The 7,479-nt window shown below is 50.3% G+C and carries 10 protein-coding genes; all 10 read left to right on the forward strand.

What is annotated here, in order from left to right:
• The coding region (gene mnmG / locus ABYW01_RS09450) for a tRNA uridine-5-carboxymethylaminomethyl(34) synthesis enzyme MnmG (protein WP_372832313.1) at positions 1–1,275 on the forward strand (1,275 nt) is incomplete at its 5' end.
• The gene (gene rsmG, locus ABYW01_RS09455; RefSeq protein ID WP_372832314.1) at positions 1,275–1,901 is read left to right on the forward strand and encodes a 16S rRNA (guanine(527)-N(7))-methyltransferase RsmG; all 627 of its coding nucleotides are present in this window, start codon (positions 1,275–1,277) and stop codon (positions 1,899–1,901) included. The genes mnmG and rsmG, both read left to right, overlap by 1 nt.
• 2 nt (positions 1,902–1,903) lie before the next feature.
• A complete protein-coding gene (locus tag ABYW01_RS09460) occupies positions 1,904–2,695 on the forward strand; it encodes a ParA family protein (protein WP_193954542.1) in 792 nt (263 codons plus the stop codon).
• A 1-nt stretch (position 2,696) separates the two neighbouring features.
• The gene (locus ABYW01_RS09465; RefSeq protein WP_372832315.1) at positions 2,697–3,584 is read left to right on the forward strand and encodes a ParB/RepB/Spo0J family partition protein; all 888 of its coding nucleotides are present in this window, start codon (positions 2,697–2,699) and stop codon (positions 3,582–3,584) included.
• Between the two features lie 217 nt (positions 3,585–3,801).
• Positions 3,802–4,215 (forward strand): ATP synthase subunit I, encoded by a 414-nt coding sequence (locus tag ABYW01_RS09470; protein ID WP_372832316.1) that lies wholly within the window; start codon positions 3,802–3,804, stop codon positions 4,213–4,215.
• Between the two features lie 16 nt (positions 4,216–4,231).
• Positions 4,232–5,095 (forward strand): F0F1 ATP synthase subunit A, encoded by an 864-nt coding sequence (gene atpB, locus ABYW01_RS09475; RefSeq protein WP_372832317.1) that lies wholly within the window; start codon positions 4,232–4,234, stop codon positions 5,093–5,095.
• An 85-nt stretch (positions 5,096–5,180) separates the two neighbouring features.
• Entirely contained in the window at positions 5,181–5,411 is a 231-nt protein-coding gene (gene atpE, locus ABYW01_RS09480) for a F0F1 ATP synthase subunit C (protein ID WP_372832318.1), read from the forward strand.
• Positions 5,412–5,479: 68 nt separating this feature from the next.
• Positions 5,480–5,950, forward strand: a complete 471-nt coding sequence (locus ABYW01_RS09485; protein ID WP_372832320.1) for a F0F1 ATP synthase subunit B — start codon at positions 5,480–5,482, stop codon at positions 5,948–5,950.
• 12 nt (positions 5,951–5,962) lie between these two features.
• The gene (locus tag ABYW01_RS09490) at positions 5,963–6,499 is read left to right on the forward strand and encodes a F0F1 ATP synthase subunit delta (protein ID WP_372832323.1); all 537 of its coding nucleotides are present in this window, start codon (positions 5,963–5,965) and stop codon (positions 6,497–6,499) included.
• A gap of 15 nt (positions 6,500–6,514) precedes the next feature.
• On the forward strand, positions 6,515–7,479 hold a 965-nt coding region (gene atpA / locus ABYW01_RS09495), incomplete at its 3' end, for a F0F1 ATP synthase subunit alpha (RefSeq protein WP_372832322.1).

Here is a 7,479-nt window from a genome sequence, read left to right on the forward strand (position 1 = left end):
CGCAGCGTCGACTTTTCTGTGATGCAGGAGCAGGCAGGCGATACACCCACGCCGATCATGTCTTATATGGGGTCGCGGAGTGAGCATCCGCAACAGCTGAGCTGTTACATCACCTATACCAATGAACAGACCCACGATATTTTACGCTCGGGATTGGATCGTTCCCCGTTGTATACCGGCGTGATTGAAGGTGCGGGCCCACGTTACTGTCCTTCAATTGAAGACAAGATCATGCGTTTCGCAGATAAAGATCGCCATCAGGTCTTTGTTGAACCAGAAGGCCTGACCACCCATGAGTTGTATCCAAATGGTGTATCAACCAGTTTGCCGTTTGATATTCAGCTCGCAGCCATACGCTCAATCAAAGGTTTTGAAAATGCACATATCACCCGTCCGGGTTATGCCATTGAGTATGATTACTTCAATCCTCAGGACCTGAAGCACACGCTGGAAACCAAACATATTCACGGACTCTATTTTGCCGGGCAGATCAACGGCACAACCGGTTATGAAGAAGCTGCGGCTCAGGGGCTGTTAGCAGGCAGTAATGCTGCAGCACGTGCTCTGGACAAAGAACAGTGGTCACCTCGCCGCGATGAAGCTTACATCGGTGTACTGGTTGATGACCTGATTACTCTGGGGACCTCTGAGCCTTATCGTATGTTTACCAGCCGTGCGGAATACCGTCTGGTGCTGCGTGAAGATAATGCTGATCTGCGCTTGACGGAAAAAGGTCGCGAGCTTGGACTGGTGGGTGATGAGCGCTGGGCACAATTCAGTGAGAAGCGCGAAGCAATCGAGCAGGAAAAGCAGCGCCTGAAAGATACATGGGTTCAGCCGAAAACCGCCCAGGCCGAAACGCTGAATGAAAAGCTGAAGTCACCACTGTCCCGTGAGTACAATCTCGCGGATCTGATTAAGCGTCCGGAGATTGGTTATGAGGATGTTGCTGACTTGAAGGGGGAATCGGTGACCGATCCGCAAGTCGCTGAACAGGTGGAGATCCAGTTTAAATACGCAGGTTATATCGACCGTCAGCGTGATGAAATTGAACAGATGCGCCGACAGGAAAATACTAAACTGCCGGCGAGCTTCGATTACGACCAGATCAGTGGTTTGTCGAACGAACTGACGTTGAAGTTAAAAGAAGTACGTCCGGACACCATTGCGCAAGCATCCCGTATTCAGGGTATGACACCCGCAGCAATCTCTCTGCTGCTGGTCTATCTGAAAAAACAGCAGCTCAGCAAAAAACAGAATAAGGCAGCCAGTTAATGGATCCGCAGTTACAGAAATCACTTGAGAATGGCCTGAGTAAAATGAATCTGTCACTGGATAGTGAACAGATAAGCAAACTGATGGCGTATCTTCAGCTGCTGATCAAGTGGAACAAAGCGTACAACCTGACTGCCGTGCGTAATCCGCAGGAGATGGTCAGCCGCCACTTATTGGACAGTCTCAGTGTGTTACCACACCTACAGCCGGGTGCGTTGATTGATGTCGGCAGCGGTCCGGGTCTTCCCGGTATTCCGGTTGCCATTTGTCGACCTGATATTGCTGTCACCACGTTGGACAGTAACAGCAAGAAAACCCGTTTTCAGGTCCAGGTCAAAGTTGAACTGGGTCTGGATAACCTTACCGTGATACACGAGCGTGTGGAAAAATATCGGGTTGAACCGTTCAAACAGGTGATCTCCCGCGCGTTTGCCTCGTTGCAGGACATGATCGAGTGGACCGAGCATCTGTGTGCCAGCGACGGTGTTTTTCTTGCAATGAAAGGTCTGTATCCTGATGAAGAGCTGGCGACACTGCCGACGGGGTATATATTACAGAACAGCCACCGTTTGCAGGTGCCGGACACGGACGGAGAACGTCATCTGTTGATCCTTGGGAGATCCTGAACGTGGCGAAGATACTGACAATCACCAACCAGAAAGGTGGTGTGGGTAAAACCACCACCTGTGTGAACCTGGCGGCTTCGCTTGCAGCGACGAAAAAGCGTGTACTGATGATCGATATGGATCCTCAGGGCAACGCCACCATGGGATCAGGGATCGACAAGCACACGCTTGAACTGTCTGTCTATGACGTGCTCACAGAAGGGTGTAGTGCGGCAGATGCAGTGATTGAAAAGAGCCCGGCCGGATATGATCTGATCGGTGCAAATGGTGATTTGACTGCTGCAGAGGTTGAGCTGTTGCAGCTGTCTCGACGCGAATTCCGTCTCAAAATGGCATTGAAGCCGGTGGAAGATCAGTATGACTACATTCTGATCGATAATCCGCCATCGCTGAACCTTCTTACCGTGAATGCGTTGTCAGCATCCGGCGGCGTCATTATCCCGATGCAGTGTGAATATTACGCGCTGGAAGGTATTTCTGCCCTGGTCGGGACCATCAACAAAATTAATGCACGCCTGAATCCTGATCTCAAGATCGAAGGGATCCTGCGGACGATGTTTGACCCGCGTATGAGTTTGACGAAAGACGTTTCTGAACACCTGGTTGAATACTTTGGTGACAAGGTGTATCGCACCGTGATCCCGCGCAACGTACGTTTGGCTGAAGCGCCAAGTCATGGTCTGCCGGCGTTGTTATACGACAAGAATTCCCGCGGTGCCGTCGCCTATCTGGCGCTGGCAGGAGAGTTAAGTCGTCGTATAAAACAACAGAATAAAGAGTTACAGGAAGCATAAAATGGCAGCGAAAAAGCGGGGCTTAGGTCGTGGTCTGGATGCATTACTATCCAGCGTAACCGATGTGGAAGACGTTGCTCTGGCACCAACGCCAGACAGTGAAGTTACAAAGCCGGCGTACCCTGAGCTGGCGGTACATCTCATCCAGCGTGGGCGTTATCAGCCACGTCGGGATCTGGAGCCTCAGGCACTGGAAGAACTCGCGAATTCCATCCGTGCGCAGGGGGTGATGCAACCAATAGTCGTACGCCCGATTGACAGTGAACGGTTTGAAATTATCGCGGGTGAACGTCGCTGGCGTGCCTGTCAGATGGCGGGACTGAATTCGATTCCTGTGGTTATCAAAGATGTACCGGATGAAGCGGCCATCGCCATGGCGCTGATCGAAAATATTCAGCGTGAAAATCTTAATCCGATGGAAGAAGCGATTGCACTGCAGCGTTTGCAACAAGAGTTTGAGCTGACCCAACAGGAAGTCGCGGATGCGGTCGGTAAGTCACGTTCGACAGTCACCAACCTGCTACGTTTGATGAATCTCTGCGGCGATGTTCGCAAAATGCTTGAGTACGGCGATCTGGAAATGGGACATGCCCGTGCATTGCTGCCTTTAGATGAAGAGATGCAAATTAATGCTGCGCGTGAAGTATCCGGTAAAGGTTTATCAGTAAGACAGACAGAAGACCTGGTACGTAAACTACAATCCGAAGTGCCAAACGAACCCGAGCAAAAACCTGAGCCTGACGTGCAGCTGGAAAACTGGGCAGACAATCTCTCGCGTAAACTTGCCACAAAAGTGAGCATTTCCGCAAATGCGAAAGGTAAGGGCAAAATCACCATCGCATATGAGTCTAAAGAATCACTAGAGGCAATCCTCGAAAATCTACAATAGGTAGTGGTTTATATCGGCTTGAACCACCATATATGCGGTTTAAGCCGTGGTATTCCCCATATACCGTTTTGGGGGGGGATCATACATTAGTGCAAATACTTACAATGCCTGTTGTTTCACTCCCTCATTGTTCATATAATCTGCAAGCTTTTCGGGGGCTCTGCTCCGGAATAGGGCAAAAAATCGGAACAATTGATTCAGGGTTGCAGTGGCACAGATGGGCAAACGGGGCCAAAAGCAAGGAATCCATAGCCGGGCCACACGCAAACAGATATTTCGTATCTACCTGATTCAGGCGTTGATCGCGATAGTGCTTTCAGGCGCATTGCTGCTGAAAGACTTCGTCACCGCTTACTCCGCACTGCTTGGTGCAGGGTTGTATCTGATACCAAACCTCTATTTCGCAAATCGAGCACTGAAAGGCAAACCTGGCCAGACCGCAAACCGGGCGTTGGCTGAGATGTACGTAAGTGAAATATGGAAAATGGGGATTAGCATTCTGGCGTTTGCTACGGTGTTTATCCTAGTTCAGCCTTTGAGCCCATTTTCCTTATTTGGCACTTTCATCCTGATGCAGATCACTGGCTGGTTCGCACAGATGAAATTGAATAACCGGTTCCTGAAACTTTGAAAGAGAGACACTGAGAATGGCTAGCGAAAGCGGAACTCTCACATCCTCAGACTACATCTCCCACCATTTGACCAACCTGACGTTTGGTAAGCTGCCTGAAGGCACTACCCGTTACGATGGCTCTGTGGTTGGTGAGGGTGGTACTTGGACCTTTGCTCACGGTACTGAAGCAGCGGATATGGGCTTCTGGGCACTTAACGTCGACACAATGTTCTGGTCTGTTGGCCTCGGCCTGCTGTTTATCTGGCTTTTCCAGAAAGTTGCTAAATCTGCAACTGCTGGTGTTCCAGGTAATACTCAGAACTTCGTTGAAACTATCATCGAATTCGTTGATGAGAACGTTAAAAGTATCTTCCACCACAAAAATGAGTTGATTGCGCCTCTGTCGCTGACCATTTTTGTCTGGGTCTTCATGATGAACACCATGGACCTTATCCCAGTCGACTGGATCCCGTTCGTTGCAGCTGAGATGGGTATCTCCTACATGAAAGTGGTACCAACCACTGACGTGAACGCGACTGCAGGCATGGCGTTGAGCGTATTTGCACTGATCATCTACTACAGCATCAAGGCTAAAGGTGTGAGCGGCTTCCTGGCGGAACTGTCCTTACAGCCTCTGGGTAAATGGCTGCTGCCATTCAACCTGTTCCTTGAAGTGGTTGGTCTGATTGCTAAGCCGGTATCTCTTGCACTGCGACTGTTCGGTAACATGTACGCAGGTGAGATGATCTTTATTTTGATCGCGCTACTGCCTTTCTGGGTTCAGTGGGTGCTGTCCGTGCCTTGGGCGATCTTCCACATTCTGGTTATTACGCTGCAGGCGTTCATCTTCATGGTCCTGACTATTGTTTACATGGCCATGGCGCATGACGACCACTAAGCAGTGGTAACCGAATTTAAATCAAAACCGATTTTACTTTAAAAACTTTAACTTTAACTTTTGAAAACTTAAGCGGAGAAATCTGATGGAAATGGCATTGCTGTACATCGCTGGTGCACTGATGATGGGTCTGGGCGCTGTGGGTGCTGCTGTAGGTATCGGTATCCTGGGCGGTAAATTCCTGGAAGGTGCTGCTCGTCAGCCAGAACTGGTTCCACTGCTGCGTTCTCAGTTCTTCATCGTAATGGGTCTGGTTGATGCTGTACCTATGATCGGTGTTGGTCTGGGTCTGTACGTACTGTTCGCTGTTGCGTAAGTAGTCTTCCCAAGTCCTTAACTGACTTGTAATCCACTACTTTACTAACAACCGCGAGAGGTAATGGCGTGAATATCAATCTAACCATCATTGGTCAGGCCATCGCATTCGCAATTTTTGTAATCTTCTGCATGAAGTATGTGTGGCCGCCAATTACGGCTGCACTGGCAGAACGTAAATCCAAAATTGCTGAAGGCCTGGACGCTGCTGACCGCGCTGAACGTGATCTGCAACTGGCTAAAGAAAAAGCCGCTGCCGACATGCGTCAGAGCAAAGACGAAGCAGCCGCCATCATTGAACAAGCCAATAAGCGGGCTAACCAGATTATTGACGAAGCGAAAGAGCAAGCTCGTGAAGAAGCGGAGCGCGTTAAACACGCTGCTCAGGCTGAGATCGAGCAAGAAGCTAACCGCGCTAGAGAAGCACTGCGTGCTCAAGTAGCGGTTCTGGCTGTAGCTGGCGCTGAGAAGATTCTGGAAGCCACTATTGATGAGAAAGCTCACTCTAAGCTCGTTGAGAAACTGGCAGCTGAGCTTTAAGCGAGGTTTATGATGGCTGAACTCAATACAGTCGCTCGCCCGTACACCAAAGCTGCTTTTGAGTATGCGCTGGACAAAGGGGCACTGGATCAGTGGTCTGACATGCTGACTACCGCTTCTGCGGTAGCTCAGGATGAACTAATGGTCCGTGTTCTGGGTAACCCTGCTCTGACAAGTGAGCAAAAAGCTGAAGCGTTGATGTCTGTTTGTGAGGAACAGTTCGACGATGCTGGCAAGAACTATGTTTCTTTGCTGGCTGAAAATCAGCGTTTGCCCCTGTTACCAGAGATCAGTGCACAATTCGAGCAGCTGAAGGCAAATCAGCAGCAGTCCGTCGAAATCGATGTGACCACTGCGTTTGACCTGGACGAGCAGCAGCAACAGAAACTAGCTCAGGCATTAGGCACGAAGCTAGGTCGCGAAGTGAACCTGACCTCTAAGGTAGATAAATCTATCTTGGGTGGCGTAGTGGTTCGTACCGACGACCTGGTTATCGATGGCTCCGTTCGCGCTCGACTCGCGAAACTGGCCGAAGCTATGAATTCCTGAGTGTGAGGAATAAACATGCAGCAACTGAATCCATCTGAGATCAGCGAGATTCTGAAGAAACGCATCGAGAAGCTGGATGTGTCTTCTGAAGCACGTAATGAAGGTACTATCGTCAGCGTATCCGACGGTATTATCCTGATTCACGGTCTCGCAGACGTAATGTACGGGGAAATGATCGAATTCCCTGGTGGTGTCTACGGTATGGCGCTCAACCTTGAGCGTGACTCTGTAGGTGCTGTAGTCCTGGGTGACTACCAAGATCTGGTAGAAGGTATGACCGCGCGTTGTACTGGCCGTATCTTGGAAGTACCTGTAGGTCCGGAATTGCGTGGTCGTGTAGTAGACGGCCTGGGCAACCCGATCGACGGTAAAGGCCCAATCGAAACTAAACTGTTTGACGCTGTAGAAAAGGTTGCACCTGGTGTAATCGAACGTCAGTCCGTTGATCAGCCAGTACAGACTGGTCTGAAAGCGATTGACGCTATGGTACCGGTAGGTCGTGGTCAGCGTGAGCTGATCATCGGTGACCGTCAGATTGGTAAATCTGCGATCGCTATCGACGCTATCATCAACCAGAAAGACACTGGCGTAACATGTGTCTACGTAGCAGTAGGTCAGAAACAGTCTACTATCGCTAACGTAGTACGTAAGCTGGAAGAACACGGCGCGATGGATCACACCATCGTCGTGGCTGCAGGCGCTGCTGATCCAGCTGCGATGCAGTTCCTGGCTCCATACGCTGGTTGCTCCATGGGTGAATATTTCCGTGACCGCGGTGAAGATGCACTGATCGTATACGATGACCTGACTAAACAGGCATGGGCATACCGTCAGATCTCCCTGCTGTTGCGTCGTCCACCGGGTCGTGAAGCATACCCTGGTGACGTATTCTACTTGCACTCTCGTCTGCTTGAGCGTGCTGCGCGTGTTAACGCTGACTACGTTGAGAAGTTCACTGACGGCGAAGTTAAGGGCCAGAC

Source organism: Pontibacterium sp., from assembly GCF_041587635.1.
Taxonomy (GTDB): domain Bacteria; phylum Pseudomonadota; class Gammaproteobacteria; order Pseudomonadales; family Balneatricaceae; genus Pontibacterium.